This is a genomic window from Rhizobium mulingense, from assembly GCF_029194105.1.
GTDB classification, from domain to species: Bacteria; Pseudomonadota; Alphaproteobacteria; order Rhizobiales; family Rhizobiaceae; genus Rhizobium; species Rhizobium mulingense.
Genome location: NZ_JARFVE010000005.1, coordinates 403,915 through 424,499 on the forward strand (window position 1 = coordinate 403,915; position 20,585 = coordinate 424,499).

Annotated in this window: 13 protein-coding genes; 8 read left to right on the forward strand and 5 right to left on the reverse strand. The window is 62.4% G+C overall.

Features of this window, described 5'->3' with window-relative positions; all coding sequences use genetic code 11:
- Window positions 1-2: 2 nt before the first annotated feature.
- Both rocD and rocF read right to left on the reverse strand, forming a co-directional pair.
- Window positions 3-1,202: an ornithine--oxo-acid transaminase gene (gene rocD, locus PYR71_RS14585; RefSeq protein ID WP_275619858.1), complete on the reverse strand. Its 1,200-nt coding sequence runs from the start codon at window positions 1,200-1,202 to the stop codon at window positions 3-5.
- 24 nt (window positions 1,203-1,226) lie between these two features.
- Window positions 1,227-2,162 carry an arginase gene (gene rocF / locus PYR71_RS14590; protein WP_183917224.1) on the reverse strand — a complete coding sequence of 312 codons (936 nt, stop codon included), beginning with the start codon at window positions 2,160-2,162 and terminating at the stop codon, window positions 1,227-1,229.
- A 122-nt stretch (window positions 2,163-2,284) separates the two neighbouring features.
- Between rocF and PYR71_RS14595 the strand changes: the two genes are divergently transcribed.
- Window positions 2,285-2,722 (forward strand): Lrp/AsnC family transcriptional regulator, encoded by a 438-nt coding sequence (locus PYR71_RS14595; protein ID WP_183917223.1) that lies wholly within the window; start codon window positions 2,285-2,287, stop codon window positions 2,720-2,722.
- Window positions 2,723-2,728: 6 nt separating this feature from the next.
- Here PYR71_RS14595 and PYR71_RS14600 read toward each other — a convergent pair whose 3' ends face one another.
- The 3 genes from PYR71_RS14600 to PYR71_RS14610 all read right to left on the reverse strand — a co-directional run bounded on the left by PYR71_RS14600 (window position 2,729) and on the right by PYR71_RS14610 (window position 11,558).
- Entirely contained in the window at window positions 2,729-9,145 is a 6,417-nt protein-coding gene (locus PYR71_RS14600; RefSeq protein ID WP_275619859.1) for a translocation/assembly module TamB domain-containing protein, read from the reverse strand.
- A 60-nt stretch (window positions 9,146-9,205) separates the two neighbouring features.
- Window positions 9,206-11,134, reverse strand: a complete 1,929-nt coding sequence (locus PYR71_RS14605; protein ID WP_275619860.1) for an autotransporter assembly complex protein TamA — start codon at window positions 11,132-11,134, stop codon at window positions 9,206-9,208.
- Window positions 11,135-11,300: 166 nt separating this feature from the next.
- Window positions 11,301-11,558 carry a YMGG-like glycine zipper-containing protein gene (locus tag PYR71_RS14610; protein WP_004679653.1) on the reverse strand — a complete coding sequence of 86 codons (258 nt, stop codon included), beginning with the start codon at window positions 11,556-11,558 and terminating at the stop codon, window positions 11,301-11,303.
- A gap of 330 nt (window positions 11,559-11,888) precedes the next feature.
- Here PYR71_RS14610 and hemA point away from each other — a divergent pair, with 330 nt between their 5' ends.
- The 7 genes from hemA to PYR71_RS14645 all read left to right on the forward strand — a co-directional run bounded on the left by hemA (window position 11,889) and on the right by PYR71_RS14645 (window position 20,567).
- A complete protein-coding gene (gene hemA, locus PYR71_RS14615; protein WP_275619861.1) occupies window positions 11,889-13,103 on the forward strand; it encodes a 5-aminolevulinate synthase in 1,215 nt (404 codons plus the stop codon).
- A gap of 319 nt (window positions 13,104-13,422) precedes the next feature.
- Window positions 13,423-14,400, forward strand: coding sequence for a LacI family DNA-binding transcriptional regulator (locus PYR71_RS14620; protein ID WP_275619902.1), 978 nt, complete (start codon window positions 13,423-13,425; stop codon window positions 14,398-14,400).
- 40 nt (window positions 14,401-14,440) lie between these two features.
- Entirely contained in the window at window positions 14,441-15,679 is a 1,239-nt protein-coding gene (locus tag PYR71_RS14625; protein WP_275619862.1) for an ABC transporter substrate-binding protein, read from the forward strand.
- Between the two features lie 75 nt (window positions 15,680-15,754).
- Window positions 15,755-16,672, forward strand: a complete 918-nt coding sequence (locus PYR71_RS14630; RefSeq protein ID WP_183917213.1) for a carbohydrate ABC transporter permease — start codon at window positions 15,755-15,757, stop codon at window positions 16,670-16,672.
- The gene (locus tag PYR71_RS14635; protein ID WP_097608910.1) at window positions 16,669-17,532 is read left to right on the forward strand and encodes a carbohydrate ABC transporter permease; all 864 of its coding nucleotides are present in this window, start codon (window positions 16,669-16,671) and stop codon (window positions 17,530-17,532) included. The genes PYR71_RS14630 and PYR71_RS14635 overlap by 4 nt, the downstream gene beginning before the upstream one ends.
- Window positions 17,533-17,547: 15 nt before the next feature.
- Complete coding sequence (locus PYR71_RS14640) at window positions 17,548-19,470, forward strand: glycoside hydrolase family 127 protein (RefSeq protein ID WP_183917211.1); 1,923 nt, start codon at window positions 17,548-17,550, stop codon at window positions 19,468-19,470.
- 11 nt (window positions 19,471-19,481) lie between these two features.
- Complete coding sequence (locus PYR71_RS14645) at window positions 19,482-20,567, forward strand: ABC transporter ATP-binding protein (protein WP_275619863.1); 1,086 nt, start codon at window positions 19,482-19,484, stop codon at window positions 20,565-20,567.
- Window positions 20,568-20,585: the final 18 nt, after the last annotated feature.

Genomic DNA, 20,585 nt, shown 5'->3' on the forward strand with positions numbered 1-20,585 from the left:
CGTCAGCCGATCGTCTTTTCGATCTGCGAGACTGCCCAGTCGACCTGTTCCCTTGAGATGATCAGCGGCGGGGCAAGGCGGATCGTATGGTCGTGGGTGTCCTTGGCGAGAAGGCCGCGCTCCTTCAGCGCATGGCAATATTGGCGTGCCCCGCCGGCCTCGGGTTCCAGCTCGACGGCCATCATCAGACCGCGGCCGCGCACATCGCGGACGATGTTCGAGCGCATCGACCTCAGGCCTTCGAGGAAATAGTCGCCCATCGCTGCGGCGTTTTCGATCATGCCTTCCTCCGTCAACACCTTCAGCGCGGTGCGCGCAACCGCGCAGGCGAGCGGGTTGCCGCCGAAGGTCGAGCCGTGCTGGCCGGGCTTCAGAACCCCCAGCACCTCGGAATTCGAAAGTACCGCGGATACCGGATAGAAGCCGCCGGACAACGCCTTGCCGATCAGCGTCACATCGGCCTCGATGCCCTCGTGCTCTTCGGCCAGCAGCTTGCCGGTACGGCCGAGGCCGGTCTGGATCTCGTCGAGGATGAGGGTGACGTTGTTTGCCGTGCAGAGCTCGCGGATACGGATAAAATAACCGGCCGGTGGGATGATGACGCCGGCTTCCCCCTGGATCGGCTCGATCAGCGCCGCCACCGTATTGTCGTTGATGGCGGCGGCGAAAGCCTCGGCATCGCCGAAGGGAATGATGCGGAAGCCCGGCGTGTAGGGGCCGAAGCCGTTGCGGGCGTCGGGGTCTGTGGAGAAACTGATGATGCTCAGCGTCCGGCCATGGAAATTGTCGGCGCAGACGATGATCTCCGCCTGGCCTTCCGGCACGCCCTTGACCTCGTAGCCCCATTTGCGCACCGCCTTGATGGCGGTCTCCACCGCTTCGGCGCCGGAGTTCATCGGCAGGATCTTGTGCGAGCCGGTCAGCTCCGCGAGCTCCTCATAGAGATGGGCGAGCTGATCGTTGCGGAAGGCGCGGGAGGTGAGGGTCAGCCGGCCGGCCTGCTCCACCATGGCGGCGAGGATCTTCGGATGGCAATGGCCCTGGTTGACGGCGGAATAGGCAGAGAGGCAATCAAGATAACGGTTGCCATCGGTATCCCAGACATACACGCCTTCGCCGCGCGTCAGCACCACGTCGAGCGGCTTGTAATTATTGGCGCCGAGCCGCTGTTCCGTGGCGATCAATTTTTCCGAAGTGGTCATGGCACTTTTCCCTCTAAGCCTGGTCTATGCGGCACGGGTTGGACGATCGAAGATGCGGCGGCCGAAGAGACTGGCCGTCAATTCCACCAATATGCGGGCGCTCTTGCCACGATCGTCGAGAAACGGATTGAGCTCGACGAGATCGAGCGACGAGACGAGACCGCTGTCGGATAGCATCTCCATGACAAGATGGGCCTCGCGGAAGGTCGCGCCGCCCGGCACCGTCGTGCCGACGCCAGGGGCAATATCGGGATCGAGGAAATCGAGATCGAGACTGACATGCAGCAGGCCGTCGGCCTTGGCGACGACATCGAGAATATGGCGCATGATGGCGCCGATGCCCTGTTCGTCGATGGCGCGCATATCGAAGACGTTGACACCGTGTTCGTGGATTTCCTCGCGCTCGCGCGCATCGACCGAGCGGATGCCGACCTGGAAAACATGCTTCGGATCGACGAAGGGACGGCCCTTCGGCAGGATCTCGGCGAACTCCGCCTCGCCGCAGAAGAAGGCGACAGGCATGCCGTGAATATTGCCGGAGGGGGAGGTGGCCGGAGAATTGAAATCGGCATGGGCATCGAGCCAGAGAACGAAGAGCGGACGACCCTTGCCGGCGGCATAGCGGGCCATGCCGGAGACGCTGCCCATGGAAAGGCTGTGGTCGCCGCCGAGAATGAGCGGAAAGCGGCCGGAGGCGGCGACATCATAGACGCTGCTTTCGAGTGCGCGGGTGAAGGCGCCGACGATCCTCAGATTATGGGCCTTGGAATGATTCGGCAGGTCCATCGCCGGCACAATCCTGAGGTCGCCATTATCGGCGACATCGTGGCCGAGATCGATCAGTGTCTGGTCGACGCCGGCGATGCGCAGCGCCGCGGGGCCCATGGCAGCACCTCGGCGGCCGGAGCCTTCCTCCAAGGGTGCGCCGATGAGGGTGACAGATCGCGATTGGACATTCATGCGAGGGCTCCGCGTTGAGGCCTGTTTAGGCCGATAGTGGGATAAAGGGCTGCCGGCAAAAAGATGGAAAAGTGTCAGAAATGGAATATGATTGCGCAGATTGATAAAGCTATTTTGACAGAGTGATCAGCGTGGACGATCTCGATACCGAACTCTTGAGCGCGCTTCGTCACAATGCCCGGATGTCCGTTTCCTCGCTTGCGGCTCAGACCGGTGCGTCGCGGGCAACGGTCGCCGCCCGCATCGACCGGCTCGTTGCCAGTGGCACCATTGTCGGCTTCACCATCCGGACCGGTCACGAGACGCGATCCGCCGGCGTGCGCGCCATCGTCATGATCGAGGTGCTCGGCAAACTGGCCGACAGGGTAGCCGATCAGTTGCGGGGTCTGCCGCAGGTCCGCGCCCTTCACAGCACCAACGGCAAATGGGATTTCGTCGCCGAACTCGAGGATCGTGACCTTGCCTCCTTCGACGAGACGCTACGCCGCATTCGGCTGATCAACGGTATTAACTCGACCGAGACCAACATCCTTCTCAAGACGAGCAAGACCGGCTTCTAGGCCGCCTCAATATTCCCGCTCATAAACGATGCCCGCTTCGCCCGCCCCGTTGCCGCCAGCGGCGCCGCGCAATTTGACTCCGCGGCCGACATCGAGATTGATGATCGCCTTGGCGCCGGCCGCGCCGCCCTGCTGCAGTTCGAAATAGGTGCGGTCGTTGAGGTAGCGGCCGACGCTGACGCTCGTTTGGCCCTTCTCATCGGTGCTGACGTCGAAATCGTCGACGCCGAGCTGGTTGCGCAGGCCTTCGAAAAGCGAGGTGGAGCGGTTGCCGGCCAGCTGGCTGACGGCATCGGCGAGCTGGGCGATCTGCACCGGCGAGAGTTTCGACATCGACTGGCCGAATATCAGCTGCGCCAGCACCTCGTCCTGCGGCAGCTGGGGCGAGGAGGAAAAGGTGATCGAAGGATCGGTGGCGAGGCCGGCCACATCGACCGTCAGGGTCGTCGTGCCGGAGGTGGAGCTAGCTTCCATGTCGAGCGCCGGCGTTAGATCGCCGGCAAAGGTGATCCTGCTCTTGTCGGAGAAATTCAGACGGCGGTTGAGAATGGTCAACCGGCCGCGGCGCATGGTGAACCCGCCGGTGACGACGGGTACTGCCGCCGTTCCGCGGATCGTCACGCGGCCTCCGAGTTCGGCATCGATGCCGCGGCCACGCACGAAGATGTGCGAGGGCGCGTCGATTTCGAGATCGAGGGTGATCACGGAGGATTTCTCGCCGGTTTTCCGCTCGCCGTCCTCCCGCAGCTGCGCAACTACGGCCCGCGGCGCGTTCTTGTGCCGTATGTCGATTTCGCTGAGCGAAGTCGGCAATTTTTCCGGGACGGTGATCGAGGTCTTGTCCAGCCGCAGCTTGCCGCTCAGTGTCGCGCTCATGATCGGCCCGCGCAGGCTCACGGTGCCGTTGACGGTCGAGACGACGAGGGTTCCGTCGACATAGACTGCCTTGTCGAGCTTGATCGAAATGTCGGCGGGAAAGCCGCCGGCCGGCTGGATACCGATGGTGCCGCTCGCCGAAATCGTGCCGCCGCCGCCAAGATTGCCGCTGAGACGCGATATCACGGCCTGGGTGCCATTGAAGGTCACGGTGGCTGCGAGATTGTTGACAGCAAGATTGCGTCTGACGTCGACGAGCTTGGCGCCATTGGTCGAGACCGTGCCGTTGATGACAGGTGCTGCGGCTGTTCCGCCGATCGCAAGATTGACGGTGGCGACCCCCTCGGCGACCAGGCCCTGCTGCGCAAGCGGGGTGCCGAGCACTGCGAAAGGAACATTGCCGTTGAAGCGCAGGTCGAGAGCCCGATTGCCTGACATCACGACACGGCCGCCGCCCTTCAGCGACATGCCGGCGTCACCGGCAAGACTGGTGTCGACCGTCAGCTTGTTGTCGGCCAGCTTGCCCGATGCGCCGATGGTGAACGGCGAAAGACCGGCGCCCTTTGTCTGGCTCGTCGCGGCGTTCTTCCAATCGACCCTGAAATCGACGGCGGGCGCGGACAGCGTGCCGGTCGCCTTGGCGGTCGCCGAGATCGTACCGTCGGCGCCAATACCCGGAACAAAGCCGTTGGCGAGGGCAGCCGGAACATTGGCGGCATTCGCGGTGACCTCGATCGATCGGATCGAGGTGCCTGCAATGGAAAGATTACCGACGGCTTTCAGCGCAATGCCGCCGCGGAGGTCCGCATCAAAATCGAGCCTGTCGCCGGCATATTTTCCTGTTGCCGCCAGCGCAAGACGGGAGAGGCCGGCAGCCTTGGTGTGGCTGGTCGCCGCATCCTTCCAGTCAAGCTTGAAATCGACGACCGGATTGGCCGGCGTTCCCGATGTGACGGCGCTGGCCGAAAGCGTGCCTTCGGCCCCGAGCCCGGGAACAAAGGCATTGGCGATATTTGCCGGCAGGGCGGGAATATCGGCATTGACCGAAAGGTCGCGGATGGCCGTTCCGGCAATCGTGACGCCGCCGGTCGCCTTGGCCAGCACGCCGTCCTTGCCGGCGAGACTGGCATCGAAATCGACCCTGTCATTGGCCAATTTACCGGATGCCGCGGCGCTGAGGCCAGAAAGACCACTGCTCCTGGTCTGGGCGGTGGCGGCGTTTTTCCAGTCAAGTTTGAAGTCGACGGCGGGTTTGGGAAGCGCGCCGGAGGCGGATGCCGTTCCCGACACCGTGCCCTCTGCCGCAAGGCCGGGAACGAAGCCGTTGGCAAGGCTCGCGGGCAGATTGGCGAGATCGGCCTTGACGTCAAGGTTGCGGACCGAGGTGCCCGATATCGCGACATTGCCCGCAGCTTTCAGCGAGAGGCCGTCCTTGCCGCCGAGATTGGCGTCGAAATCAAGCTTATTGTCGGCAAGGTGGCCCGATGCGGTAAGCGCGAGGCCGGAAAGTTGGGCGGTCCTGGTGTGGCTGGTTGCGGCATCCGTCCAGTCGAGCTTGAAATCGGCCTTCGGTGCGGCGGGTGTGCCGGCCGCAGACATGGTGCCGGATATCGTGCCGCCGGCCGCCAGCCCGGGAACGAAGGCGTTGGCGAGGGCGGCGGGGACCTTGGCGATCTCGGCATCGAGCTTCACGCTGTCGATCGTCGTGCCGGCGAGGGCGACATTGCCCATGGCCCTTAGTGAGAGGCCTTGATCGCCAAGCGCTGCTGCGTTGAAATCGAGCTTGTTCTCGGCATATTTTCCCGATGCGGTAATGCCGAGAGCGGTAAGCCCGGCACGCCTGGTGTGGTTCGTTGCAGCACCTTTCCAACTGAAATCAAAATTGGCGGTCGGCGCGGAAAGTGAGCCTGCCGCCGAGATCTTTCCCGAGACTGAGCCTTCGGCAGCAAGATCGGCGACGAAGCTGTTTGCAATGCTTGCCGGGATATTTGCCAGCGTCGCATCGACCTTGGCGGCAGCGAGCGTCCTGCCGGTGATGGCGACATCGCCGTTTGCCTTGAGCGAGAGCCCGTCGGCGCCGCTGACCGCGGCGTCGAAATCGAGCTTATTGTCGGCGAATTTACCGGATGCCGTCACGCCGAGACCGCCGAGGCCGGCGCGTTTCGTCTGGCTTGTGACGGCATTTTGCCAATGGAGATCGAAATCGGCGGTCGGGGCGGCAGGTGATCCGCTCGCCGAGACCGTTCCGGAGACAAGGCCTGCCGCTGCGAGATCGGGGACGAAACCGTTTGCAACAGCTGCGGGGACATTGGTCAGTGTTGCGTCGATCTTGACGCTACCGATCGTCGTCCCTGTCATGCCGACATTGCCATTTGCCTTAAGAGACAGGCTGTCGGCGCCGTTGACCGCGGCATTGAAATCGAGCGTGTTGTCGGCGAATTTGCCGGACGCGGTCACATCAAGCCCGGTAAGGCCCGCGCGCCTGGTGTGGCTCGTCGCGGCACGCTTCCAGGCGAGATCGAAATTGGCGGTCGGAGCCTTGAGCGAGCCGGCGGCGCTCACCCTTCCCGTAATCGCGCCTTCGGCGGCGAGATCGGGAACAAGACCATTGGCGAAACGGGCGGGCAGGTTGAGGATATCGGCGTCGATATCGAGCACCGGCGCCGTCGGGTCGGCGAGGCCGACATCGCCGGCCGCCTTGAGCGAGAGGCCGTCGGCGCTGCCGATCGTCGTGACGAAATCGAGCTTCTTGTCGGCAAATTTGCCGCCGGCGGCGATCGCGAACGGCGCCAACCCGGCCCCCTTGGTCTGGCCCGTCGTCGCATCCTTCCAGTCAAGCTTGAAGTCGGCGACGGACGCGGCCGGCGTTCCCGTCACGGCGATCGTTCCGGAGATCGTGCCGCCAGCGGAAAGGTTGGGCACGAAACCGTTGGCGAGCGCTGCCGGCAGCTCCTTGATGACGGCATCGAGCTTCAGCGTCTCGCCAGCCGAACCGGTAACGCTCACCGAGCCGGTGCCTGTTTTCAGCGTCAGTCCGTCCAGACTGGCGGCGCCGCCGGCGATTTTGACCTGCGTCGCTGCGGCAAGCTCGATCGGGATATTGCGCGGGGCTGCCGAGAAACGATCGAGATTGACGTCGACCGTGCCCTCTGTCGTCTGGATATTGCCGGCCGCCAGCACCGGATTGCCATCATAGGCGGCATTGAGATCGAAGTCGGTCTGATTCTGCTGCTTGGTGAAAGCGAGCGAAAGGCCGGCCAGCCTGTTTGCGCCGGCATTCACCTCATCCGCCCGGACCGTGCCGTTTGCCGCAAGGGCGCTGAGATCGCTCACCGTGACATCGATCTCAGGTTTGACGATGGCGAGTGTATCGCGGCGGAGCGAATCGCCGGTCGCTTGCAACTTCAGGGCAATCCTGGCGCCGTCGCCGGCGATGCCGAGCGATCCCTTGAGATCGCCTTCGGCTTTCTGTCCGCCGAGGGCGGCGAGCAGGCCGATATTGGGAAAATTGAAAGTCAATGCGCCCGAGGGTGTCAGGGAGGGCGAAAATTCCAGATTGCCGGTCAGCCGGTTGCCGCCGATGTCGGCGGTCAGCGCTGGAATGCTCATCCTGCCGTCCTCGGAGCGGAAATCGCCATTGACGCCGATCGGATGGCCGTCGATCGTGCCGCTCGCGGCAATCTTACCCTGTGGCGCCTTCGGATCGGCGACGCCGGTGAGATCGATATTGAGGTTGGCAAGCATGCGATCGGCCATCTGCAGGCTGGCAGCCTTGATATTGGCTGTCACGGAGAGGGCCGGCAATTCGCCCCCGATCCGCAACGCGTAAGCGGCCCCGCCGCTTGCGCCCGCCGTCAGCTTGCCGACGTCGGGCAGCCGGCCCGAGAGATCGGCGTTCAAGGTCGAGCCGTCGAGCGCGACGTTGCCGGCGGCTTCGAGCGTTCCGGACTTGACGACGAGGTTGGACAGCGCGAATTTCGACGGGATGGCGCCCGCGACCTGGCTTTCGAGCGAGATTGGCCCGTCGAACCTGCTTGTCGCCGCGGCCGGCAGAGCCGCCGGTTCGACGACCAGCTTGATATTGCCGGTCAGAGCGCGGTCTGTCAGCCGATAGGAGCCGTTGAGGCTGCCGTTGATATTGGCGCTCTCGACGGTGGTGCCATTGAAACCAATGCCGCCGGCCGTGATCTGCAGCGGCGCGGCGATCGTGACCGGGCCTTTGACCGCACGGTTGAGGTTCGGCTCGGCAAAGGTCACGTCGCCGGCGACAAGGCGCAGTTGGATGCTGCCGGCGCGGGCGGCAAGATTGAAGGCGTCGCTCTTTGCCGTCAGCTTGACGTTGCCGATATCGGCCTGCGGGAGGGTTGCACTGTCCAGCGAGCCACTGACACTTAGTCGCGCCGCCTGCGCATCGCCGGTCAGCGCCAGATTGAGGCCGGATATCAGGAAGCGCGCTTCGCCTTCGGCGAGCGGCCAGCGGAAATCGACAGGTCCGGATGTGCCGAGCAGGTTGGCGTTGAGACTGTTGTTGCCGGCCGGATCAAGCGTGCCCGATGCGGCGATGACGACGCTGCCGGTGGCGATATTGCCCGTCTGGATATCGATCTTGCGATGATCGTCGAAGGTGGCGGCAAGGTCGATATTGGTCTGGCCGGCGAAAAGCGGTCGGAATGCTGCGGGAAGAAGCGAGCTCAGGTCACCGCCACCCTTGAGATCGAGATGGTGCAGCCCGTCTGCGCTAATCGAGTGCCGGCCCTCGATTGCAGCGCGCTGCTGTCCGTCGAGTGCAGCCTGCATTTTGCCTGCCCAGTCGGATATCGGTCCCTGGCCGTCGAGGTCGATGTTAACGGCAGGATTGCCGGGCAGGCCGAGGAAATCCGCCAACAGCCCACCCTTCGGCTCGGCAAGCTGCGCCTTCAGCCGCAGCCGGTTTTCGACCGGCGCGTAGGCGATATCGGCAGTTAGGCGCGCATCCGGAACCGCGTGGCGGCTGACATTGATCATCGCTTCGCCGCCGTCGCCATCCGCCGAAAGGCTGCCTTCGGCGGCGAGCGCGAAAGCGCGTCCGGCAAAAGCTTCGGCCAGTTTGATATCGGGCAGGGCCACATGGTCGACATCGACCTTGACCGGAAGTGCGAAGCCGCCGGAATTTTCTGCGTTCGGCCGGGAGGGCAGGGTGCGCACCGGCTTGCGCAGCACGCTGATCGTGTCGATCTGGAAACGCTTGGCGTGGAATGTTCCCGTCAGCAGCGCCAGCGGGTTCCAATCGATCGCCACGCCATGAATTTCCGCAAAAACGCCCCGCGTGTCGGACAGGGAGATTTCGGCGGCGCGAAGCCCGCCGGTCAATAGCCCTTCCGGTTCGCGCACCTCGATCGTCATGTCGCGGTTGGAAAGAGTGGAGGCGATCCTTTCGGTGACGATGCGGGCGCCAAAGGAGGTGAAGCCGAAGATCGCAAGTGCCGCGACAGCGAGAATCAAAATGGCGCCGACGGCATAGCCGGTGACCCGCACGACCCAGTTGATGATTTTTGCCAGCGTTTGCATCGGCGCGGACTACCCCGTTTTCATGCGGCCATCGATCGGAAGGAACCCGAATCGGCAACCCTAAAAGGATTGGCCGATGCCGGCATAAATTCCATAATCTGTGCCATCTTCGTACTTGTTCAGCGGCACGGCAAAATCAAGCCGCAGCGGCCCGAAAGGTGTGGCATATCGTATTCCCGCGCCGGCGCCGGCGCGGATATCGGAAAAACCCGGGAAGGTGCTGTCCGATACGGTCCCGACATCGATGAAGGGCACGAGGCCGATCGTATCGGTGATCTTGAAGCGGGCCTCCAGCGACCCGGTCACATATGAGCGGCCGCCGGTAGCGTCGCCATTGTCGTTGTAAGGTGAAATTTCCTGGTAGCTGTATCCGCGCACCGAACCGCCGCCGCCAGCGAAAAAGCGCTGCGTGGCAGGAATATCCTCGATCCCGCCGCCGCCGATCAGCACGCCGGCGGCGACCTTGCCGGCAAGCACGAGGCGATCTTCGGCGCCGAACGGCAGATAGCCGGAGATCGAACCCTCGAACGCCGCATAGGGGGTGGCGTTGAAGATCTCGTAGCCGGGCTTTGCTGATACTGTGGCCCGATAGCCTTCGGTCGGATTGAACTTGTCGTCGCGAGCGTCACGATCATATTGGAGTGGTAGCGCGATGGTCAGATAGTCATTGGTGCCGAAGGCGTCGTCATCGCGCTCCCAGCTGACTTCGCCGCTCGCCGATACCGTGTCCTTGTCGGTCAATTCGTAGGAAAGGCCGAGCGAGGCGGTGACCAGCGTCGCGTTATACGCATCCGGATTCTGGGTCTTGGCGACGATGCCGGCCTTCAGGGTGGCAGCAGGGAAGAAGGCGCCGGGCTTGGTAAAGAGGATGCCGGCGGAATAGTCGAAGCTGCCGACATCGGTGGCTTCGCCGAGCCGCGAGACTGAGCCTTCGATCCGCAGTGTCTCGGCCTCGCTGAACAGGTTGCGGTGGCCCCAATAGCCCTGGATGCCGAGGCCGTCGGTGGTGGAATATTGGGCGCCGACGCCGAAATAGCGCCTCTTGCCTTCGGAAACCTCGATCGTCATCGGCAGGGTGCCGTCGGGCGCCAGCGCATCGCCCTCATGAATGGTGACGCTCGAAAAGACGCCGAGCGCGCGAAGGCGCTCGCCGGCCTTCTTCAGCCTTTCCGGCGAATAGGCGTCCCCTTTGTTCAGCCGGGAATAACGCTGGATGAAACCTGGCCGCACGGTTTTTTCGCCGGTGACTCCGACATCGCCGATCGGGGCGACAGGTCCGCCTTCGGCTGCGAGCACGATGTCGACCGTATCGCTCCTGTGATCGGCGACGACCTTGCGTTCGGTCAATTTGGCGAAGGGGCGGCCTTCGCTTTTCAACTGCTCGACTATTTTGTCGCCAGCCTTGATGATGGCGAGCGAACCGGCCTCGGCGCCCGGGGAGAGGTCGTAATCGGCAGGATTATGGCCTGCGGCGTCGCCACCGAACTGCACTTCCCTGACCCTGAAAACGGGGCCAGGTGTTATGTCGACAGTGACGGGGATCGGCCCGGAGCGGTCGAAGGTCGGATTGGGCGGCAGGTCGTCGATGTTTTTGCCATCGATGGTGATCGTGACCACGCCGCCGTAGCGGGCCTTTTCATATAGGGCGGCGATCAGCCGCTCACGGTCATCACGCGCCTTGATGACGATGCCGAGGTCACCGGAGACGGGCTGTTTCTGGTCGCTAACAAGGCGGGAGCTGTTTTCCAGCGCTTCCTTAAGATCTGGATCGGCGGTGTCGGCCTTGAGGTCGACGTGATAGCGCACCGGATCGGGCACCTGTTCGCCTTCATCCTCCTCCTTGCCGAATATGGTAATGCCGAAAAGCTTGAAGGCGTAAGCGTCGCCGATCAGGACCGGTGAGAAAGCAGCTGCCGCCGCGACCACCATCATGGTGCCTGTTCGCCGATACGCAGTACCTATTTTCGGACTTGTCCCTCTAATCCGCATCCGCTGCTTTTGGTTACGCCTACATGAAGCTTCGTTGCCCAGCTGTGAACAGCTTAGCGGCAAAATCGCGCAGGGTGTACCATTTTAAATTGCCCACGCGCTAATTCAGCACAAAAAATCCCGGATGTGTGTCCGGGATTTTTTGTTTTTGCCGTTCTGCGAACGCTCAGCGTGGGCAGGCGTCGATGTAGCGGCGGCCGTAGCGGTCGCGATAATAGCACTGGCCAGGCTGTTCCGCGACGCTTCCGATTAGAGCGCCTGATACGCCGCCGATGGCGGCTCCGACGGCCGCGCCGCGGACATTGCCGGTGACCGCACCGCCAATGACGGCGCCGGATGCAGCGCCGATACCGGCGCCCTGCTGGGTCGGCGTGCAGCTTGCGATCGACAGGCCGATCAATGCGAGTATGACAGCTTTTTTCATCTCTTTTCTCCGAGGTTGTCGTCCAGTGGGCATAGGCCGTCCCTTTTGTTTTTTTGTCAGGCTAGCTGGAAAACTATGTCGGAAGAAAGGGTTGTCCACTCTTGTCTTGATTTTTTTGCATCAAGGATGTTGTTGCGGGCCGTGCGGATTTTGCGCCTATGTCAGGCGCTTTTGCCGCACCGATCCCACTGATTGTGGTGCAGGCATTTTTTTGTCTGGAATCATTCAAAAATCTGGGCCTTTTGCCGCAGTTGATGTTAAAGCAAAGGGTAAGCATTGACGCGCGGACGTCCGGTCGGCAAGAACGGCCGCGTGATACTGGAGCATAAGATGGACTTCGAAGCATTTTTCAAAAACGAGTTGGACGGGCTTCATGCTGAGGGCCGCTACCGCGTTTTTGCCGATCTCGAGCGTCATCGCGGCAACTTCCCGCGTGCTACGCGTCATACGGCCGATGGCGAGAAGGAAGTCACGGTCTGGTGCTCCAACGACTATCTCGGCATGGGCCAGAACCCGAAGGTGATCGAGGCGATGAAGGCCGCCATTGACCACTGTGGCGCGGGTGCGGGAGGCACGCGGAATATTTCTGGCACCAACCACTATCATGTCCTGCTCGAGCGTGAGCTCGCCGATCTGCACGGCAAGGAATCGGCACTGATCTTCACCTCGGGCTATGTCTCCAACTGGGCAGCACTCGGCACGCTCGGCGCCAAGATCCCCGGCCTGATCATCTTCTCCGATGCGCTCAACCATGCCTCGATGATCGAGGGCATCCGTTACGCCAAGTGCGGCAAGGTGATCTGGAAGCACAATGACGTCGCCGATCTCGAAGCCAAGCTGAAAGCCGCGGATCCGAAGGCGCCGAAGCTGATCGCCTTCGAGAGCGTCTATTCGATGGATGGCGATATCGCCCCGATCAAGGAGATCTGCGACCTCGCTGACAGATACGGGGCGATGACCTATCTCGACGAAGTGCATGGCGTCGGTATGTACGGCCCGCGCGGCGGCGGCATTGCCGAACGCGAGGGGCTAATGGACCGGCTGACCGTCATCGAGGGCACGCTCGGAAAGGCTTTCGGGGTGATGGGCGGCTATATCGCCGCGTCGGCAGCCCTTTGCGACTTCATCCGCTCCTTTGCCTCCGGCTTCATCTTCACCACGGCGCTGCCGCCGGCGCTAGCCGCCGGTGCGGTCGCCTCGATCCAGCATCTGAAGGTCAGCCAGTTCGAGCGCGCCCGCCATCAGGACCGGGTGCGCAAGCTCAGGGCCATGCTCGACCAGCGCGGCATTCCGCATATGCACAATCCCAGCCACATCGTGCCGGTCATGGTCGGCGATGCCGCCAAGTGCAAGTGGATCTCCGACCTGCTGCTCGATAATTGCGGCGTCTATGTCCAGCCGATCAACTATCCGACCGTGCCGAAGAAGACCGAGCGGCTGCGCATCACCCCGACGCCGCTGCATTCCGACGCTGATATCGCGCATCTGGTCGACGCCCTGCATTCGCTCTGGTCGCGCTGCGCGCTGGCAAGGCACGTCGCCTGATTCTCTAAGATTGCCCTGTTGGAATCGCGGCCAGAATCCTCCATCGGAGGTTGCGGCCGTGAGACTTCGCCCCTAAACCTTTTCTGGCTGAACAGTACCATCCGGCGCTGGTGCGTTGGGACGCGTGCCTATCGGTCCCAGATCCCGTGCGCTCGCTTTTCGCCGTGCAGCACCTCTTCGATGCCGGCCTTCCGAATTGCATGAGAAAACCTTTTCTCACTTGACAGTGGACTTGGTAAAAGCTTTTCTCAGGCGACTTAAGAAGGAGGAAGCGCTGAACCTAGCGGGAGGAAAAAGAGGCAGGATCACCATCCATGAGGTGGCGTCGGCGGCAGGGGTGAGCATTTCGACGGCGTCGAAGGCGCTCAACGATACGGGCCGGATGGGAGCGGAAACACGCGAGAGAGTGAAACGGATCGCCAGCGAAATCGGCTATCGGCCGAATGCGCTGGCAAGGGGTCTGCTCAGCAAGCGCAGCTTCACCATCGGACTGCTGACGAACGACACTTACGGCCGTTTTACGCTGCCTGTGATGGCGGGCATTTCGGACGCGCTCGTCGATCATGGGGTTTCGGTTTTTCTGTGCGCCATCGAAGACGATCCGGCGCTCGCCCAGACCCATGTCGATGCGATGCTGGACAAGCAGGTCGACGGCATCATTGCGACCGGCAAGCGGCTGGACAGACGTCTGCCCGTCGATCTGTCGAATTTGCATGTGCCCGTCGTCTACGCCTTTACGGAAGGGACGCAGAACAGCGTTACCTTTCGTTCGGACGACGAACAGGGCGCGAAACTGGCGGTCGAATGGCTCGCGAAGATCGGGCGGCGGCGGATCGCACATATCACCGGGCCGGAGGAGTTTTTTTCGGTGCGGGAACGGGCCGGCGCCTATCATGAGGTGGCGGGCTACCGCGAGCCGGTGCTCTATGGCGTCTGGTCGGAAAGCTGGGGCCATGAGGCGATCGAGCAGCTGTGGAAGAGGCCGGGCGAAAAACCGGACGCGCTCTTCTGCGGCAACGACCAGATCGCTCGCGGTGCGGTGGATGCGCTACGCGAGCGCGGCATCAAGGTGCCGCAGGACGTCTCGGTCATCGGCTTCGACAATTGGGAGATCGTCGCGGCTCAGACGCGGCCGCCGCTGACGACGGTGGATATGGAGCTCAAGGAGCTCGGGCGACAGGCCGGATTAACGGTGCTGGAGCTTGCGGAAGGACGGCCTGTCGAGCCGGGCGTGAGGAAATTGCCGTGCCGGCTCGTCGTCCGGCAGTCATGCGGGGGTAAAACCTCGAGGGAATGAGCGAAGGCGCGAGGAGATGCGCCATATTGGGAGGAATGTCATGATCAAGCGTCTATTGGCGGCGACCGGCATCGCTACCTTATGCCTGTTTTCGGCTGCGTCGGCTGCCGAAAATGTCGAAATGTGGGTTCGCTCGGGGATCGGCGACGCTTTCAAGAAGGTCGTCGAAGCCTATAACTCCAGCCATGAGAACAAGGTCGTCATGACCGAAGTGCCGTTCTCCGAACTGGTGCAGAAATATGCGACCGCGATTGCCGGCGGGCAGGCGCCCGATGCGCTGTCGATGGATCTCATCTATAACCCGGCTTTTGCCGCGGCCGGCCAGCTGGAAGACCTAACGGACTGGGCAAAGTCGCTGCCTTATTTCAATTCGCTTTCGCCGTCGCATGTCCGCCTCGGCACCTATCAGGACAAGATCTACGGCCTGCCGCTCTCGGTGGAGACTTCGGTCTTCGCCTGGAACAAGGATCTCTACAAGAAGGCCGGTCTCGACCCGGAGAAAGCGCCGGCGAGCTGGGATGAAATTACCGCCAACGCCGAGAAGATCCGGGCGCTGGGTGACGACACTTACGGCTTCTATTTCTCTGGCGGTGGCTGCGGTGGCTGCATGATCTTCACCTTTACGCCGCTGGTCTGGGGCGCGGGCGCCGACATCCTGTCGGCCGACAGCAAGACGGCGACGCTCGATACGCCTCAGATGCGCAAGGCGGTCGACATCTACCGCAACATGGTCAAGAAAGATCTGGTGCCGGCGGGCGCGGCCAGCGACAACGGCACGAACTTCCTGACCTTCACCAACGGCAAGATCGGGCAGCAGAGCCTCGGCGCCTTTGCAATCGGAACTTTGGTGACCCAGCATCCGGAGATCAATTTCGGCGTAACCCTCATTCCGGGCGTTGACGGCAACCCTTCGTCCTTTGCCGGCGGCGACAACTTCGTCATCACCAAGGGAACGAAGAAGATCGACGCGGTGAAGGAGTTCCTCGAATATATCTATTCGATGGACGGTGAAAAGATCATGGCGAAATATGGCAGCCTGCCGACACGCGGCGATATCGCCGACAAAGTGCTGGAGGGCCTCGATCCGCGCATGCAGGTCGGCCTCAAGGCGATTAGCGTCGCGAAGACGCCCTATACGCTGCAGTTCAACGACCTGATCAACAGCGCCAACGGCCCATGGGCAAGCTTCACCAACGCCGCCATCTTCGGCGACGATGTCGATGGTGCGTTTTCCAGCGCCCAGTCGGAAATGCAATCGATCATCGATAGCGGCCAATAAACTCTCCCACGGCCGCGGCCGGGGGGCGGTGGCAGCTTCCCGGCCAATTCCAATTCAAAGATGCGGAGCGTTTCGATGACCGGTTCCGGCTCAGAGATTCTATTGCCTCGGCGCAGGCGACGGCGCAGATCAAACTGGCGCGGCCTTGCCTATATCGCGCCGGCCATGGCGCTGGTCATCGTCTTCTTCATCATGCCGGTTCTCTTCACGGGATGGATGAGCCTGCATAACTGGCCGCTGATGGGCGCGTCGCGCTGGATCGGCTTCAACAACTATTACCGCATGGTCAACGACACGCGGTTCATGACGGCGCTGAATTTCACCGCCTATTATACTGTCATCGTCACCATCGCGATCTTCGCCGTTGCTTTTCCGCTGGCGATCTTCGTCGAAAAGGAACGGCAGTTCGTCAGCGCCTATCGCACGATCATCTTCCTGCCCGTCGTCGTCGGGCTTGCGACGGCCTCGCTGCTCTGGGTCTGGCTTGCCAATGTCGATAGCGGCTTCATCGGCCCAGCCCTGAAAGCGCTCGGCCTCGTCGAAAAGAGCCCGAATCTGCTGGCGACCTTTGACACTGCCTTTCTCACTGTTGTGGTGATGGTCGTCTGGAAGATCGCTGGCTTCACCATGATCATCCTTCTGACCGGGCTGCAGGCCATTCCGTCCGAACTGACGGAGGCGGCCCGCATCGACGGCGCCGGCCGCTGGCAGCGTTTCCGGCATCTGACGCTGCCGCTGATGCGCAAGACGATCGCCTTGGCGCTGATCGTCTCGGTCACCGGCTCGATCCTCGCCTTCGACCAGTTCTACATCATGACGTCGGGCGGACCGCAGAACAAGATGATCTCGGTGGTCTACTATATCTTCAACCAGTCCTTCGTGTCGTTCAACCTGGGTTATGGCGCAGCGCTCTCGATCGCCCTTCTCGCCATCCTGGTGGCGATCAGCATCGTGCAGCTCTGGCTGCTGCGCGTCGGGGAGGAGCGTCCATGACGACGTCAAGGGAACGCCGGACGCGCAAGGCGATCCGCGTGAAGTCCGTCTATCATCTCACCGGCATCGCCATTTCGATCTTCTTTCTGGCGCCCTTCGCGATCACGCTGCTCGCCTCCTTCCGGCAGGGCACGGAGGCCAGCCTGCCGCCTCTGCCGCCCTGGCCGACATCGGGCGTCAGCTTCGATGCCTATGCGCTGCTCGATACGTTCGGCGCCGGCATCTGGCGGCATATGATCAATTCGCTGTTCGTGTCGGTCGCCACCGTCGTGCTGACCGTCCTCGTCAGCCTGCTCGCCGGCTACGGCTTCTCCCGATATCGCTTCCCGATGAAGAATGCGCTCTTCGTGCTGATCATCGCCACGCTGATGATCCCCTTCCAGTCGATCCTGACGCCGCTCTTCATCATCCTGGCAAAGCTCGGCCTCAACAATTCGCTCATCGGGCTGACACTCGTCTATGTGACGCTGCAACTGCCCTTCTCGGTCTTCATGATGCGCAACGCCTTCGACGCCGTGCCGAAGGAGATCGAGGAGGCCGCCCGCATCGACGGGGCCCGAGACCTCCGGCTTCTTGCCCGCGTTCTCTTGCCGCTGGTGCTGCCCGGTGTCGCGACGGTGGCGATCTTTGCCTTCCTCAATGCCTGGAACGAGTTTCTCGCCGCTCTCGTGCTGCTCTCCAGCAACGAGAAATACACCCTGCCGGTGCTGATGACGGCGGTCCGCGCCGGGCGCCTCGGCGCCATCAACTGGGGAGCGGTTCAGGCCGGCGTCATCGTCATGACGATCCCATGCCTGATCGTCTTCCTGCTACTGCAACGCTACTACATGCGCGGGCTGATGGCCGGCGCGGTGAAATGAGAGAAAGTCGAGCCCATGACCAAATCAAGCAATGACCGCCAGTTTCGTCCCGTCGCCGTTCCCGATGTCGATCTCGGCGGCTTCTGGGGCAAATGGCAGGATGCCGTCTGCAACTCCACCGCCGAGACGCTGCTCGACCGCTGCGTCGAGGCCGGCATGCTCAAGGCGATCGATGTCAATCAGCCGAGCCCCGGTGTCGTCATTCCCATTCAGCCTTGGGGCGGGACGACGCAGATGTTCTGGGATTCCGACCTCGGCAAGTCGATAGAGACCATCGCCTATTCACTCTACCGCCGGCCGAACCCGAAGCTCGAGGCGCGCGCCGACGAGATCATCGATATGTATGAGCGGATGCAGGACAAGGACGGCTACTTGAACGCCTGGTTCCAGCGCGTCGAACCATCCCGCCGGTGGACGAACCTGCGCGATCATCACGAACTCTATTGCGCGGGACACTTGATGGAGGCGGCGGTCGCTTATTATCAGGCGACCGGCAAGCGCAAGCTACTCGACATCATGTGCCGTTATGCCGATTACATGATCAAGGTTTTCGGCCATGGCGAAGGCCAGATCCCCGGCTATTGCGGCCATGAGGAGATCGAGCTCGCGCTGGTCAAGCTCGCCCGCGTCACGGGCGAGAAGAAGTATCTCGACCTGTCGAAATTCTTCATCGACGAACGCGGCACCGAGCCGCATTTCTTCACGGCGGAGGCCGTTCGCGACGGCCGCAGCGTGTCCGATTACCATCAGAAGACCTATGAATATGGGCAGGCGCACCAGCCGGTGCGCGAGCAGAAAAAGGTCGTCGGCCACGCTGTGCGCGCCATGTATCTTTATTCGGGCATGGCCGATATCGCCACCGAATACAGGGACGACAGCCTGACGGCGGCGCTGGAAACGCTGTGGGACGATCTGACGACCAAGCAGATGTACATCACCGGCGGAATCGGGCCGGCCGCCTCCAATGAAGGCTTCACCGATTACTACGATCTGCCCAATGACACGGCCTATGCGGAAACCTGCGCCTCTGTCGGTCTGGTTTTCTGGGCAAGCCGCATGCTCGGGCGCGGGCCGGATCGGCGCTATGCCGACATCATGGAGCAGGCGCTTTATAACGGCGCGCTGCCCGGCCTTTCCACAGACGGCAAGACCTTCTTCTACGACAATCCGCTTGAAAGCGCCGGCAAGCACCACCGGTGGAAATGGCACCATTGCCCCTGCTGCCCGCCGAACATCGCCCGTCTGGTGACCTCGATCGGCTCGTACATGTATGCGGTTGCCGATGATGAGATCGCCGTGCATCTCTACGGCGAAAGCACCGCTCGGCTGAAGCTCGCCAATGGCGCCGAGGTGGAACTGGAGCAGACCACCAGCTATCCGTGGGACGGTGCGGTCGCCTTTACCACCCGGCTGAAGAAGCCGGCGGCCTTCGCGCTGTCGCTGCGCATTCCCGATTGGGCGGAGGGCGCAACCCTCAGCGTCAACGGATCGATGCTCGACCTCAGCGACCATATCCGTGACGGATATGCCAGGATCGATCGGCAATGGGCCGACGGCGATCGCGTCGCCCTTCATCTGCCGCTTTCGCTTCGTCCGCAATATGCCAATCCGAAGGTGCGCCAGGATGCCGGCCGCGTCGCCCTGATGCGCGGCCCGCTCGTCTACTGCGTGGAAACGACGGATAATGGCGAGGATCTCAACGCCATCGTCCTGCCACGCACGCTGCCGGCCGCCGAAACCGTCGTGCTGAAGGACCTCAACGATGCCGTCGCCCTTGATCTCAAAGTCGAACGCGAGGAGACATCGAACTGGGGAGCGCCGCTCTACCGCCAGGCGCCGGCCGAAAGGCGGGTCGCCACGGCGCGCTTCGTGCCCTATCATCTGTGGGACAACCGCGCGCCCGGAGAGATGCTCGTCTGGGTCCAGGCGGACAAGTAGGTCGTTTGGGGATGACGAACGGTATGGGCAATAAGAGCGTCGTGCTCCAGGACGTGCGAAAAAGCTATGGCAGTCTGCCGGTGGTCCACGGGATCGATCTGACGATCGATGAGGGCGAATTCGTTGTTTTCGTCGGACCGTCCGGCTGCGGAAAATCGACGCTGCTTCGAATGATCGCCGGCCTCGAGGACGTTACCGACGGCGAGATCGAGATCAAGGGACGTCTCGTCACCGATCTCGATCCATCCGAACGCGGCATTGCGATGGTCTTTCAGTCCTACGCGCTCTACCCGCATATGAGCGTGCGGGACAATCTCGCCTTCGGCTTGAAGATGGCGCGCACGAGCGCCGCCGAGATCGAGGCGCGCGTCAAGGCGGCCTCTGCGATCCTGAAGATCGACCACCTGCTCGACCGCCGGCCCGGACAGCTTTCCGGCGGCCAGCGCCAGCGCGTGGCGATCGGCCGGGCGATCGTGCGCAAGCCCGATGTCTTCCTGTTCGACGAGCCGCTCTCCAATCTCGATGCGGAGCTGCGCGTTTCCATGCGCATCGAGATTGCCCGCCTGCACCGCGATCTCGGCAACACGATGATTTATGTCACCCACGATCAGACCGAGGCGATGACGCTTGCCGACAAGATCGTCGTGTTGCGCGACGGCCGGGTCGAGCAGGCCGGAACGCCGCGGCAGATCTACGAAGATCCCGCCAATACCTTCGTGGCGGGCTTCATCGGTTCGCCGAGGATGAACCTCCTAACCGCTCGCTCGGCCGAGCAAGGCCTGGTTGAAGTTGCCGGCGTCCGCATCGAAACCGTCCTGTCCTGCACGGGCCGACTGGCCGGCGGCGCCGTGACGCTCGGTCTGCGGCCGGAGCATCTGAAGGTGGCGCCCGATCGGTCGGGCAGGCTGATGGCCACGGTCGATTTCTCGGAATATCTCGGGGGAACGCAATATCTCTACTGTCAGCTTGGCGACGGCCAATCGCTGACTGTCGAGCATCGTTCGCCGGTCAGCATCGCGGCCGGCGATCAGGTCAGCCTGCTATTTGAGCCGGCTGATTGCCGGTTGTTCGACGAGGGCGGCAACCGGTTGCGGTAATTGCAGCCGCTACAGCGC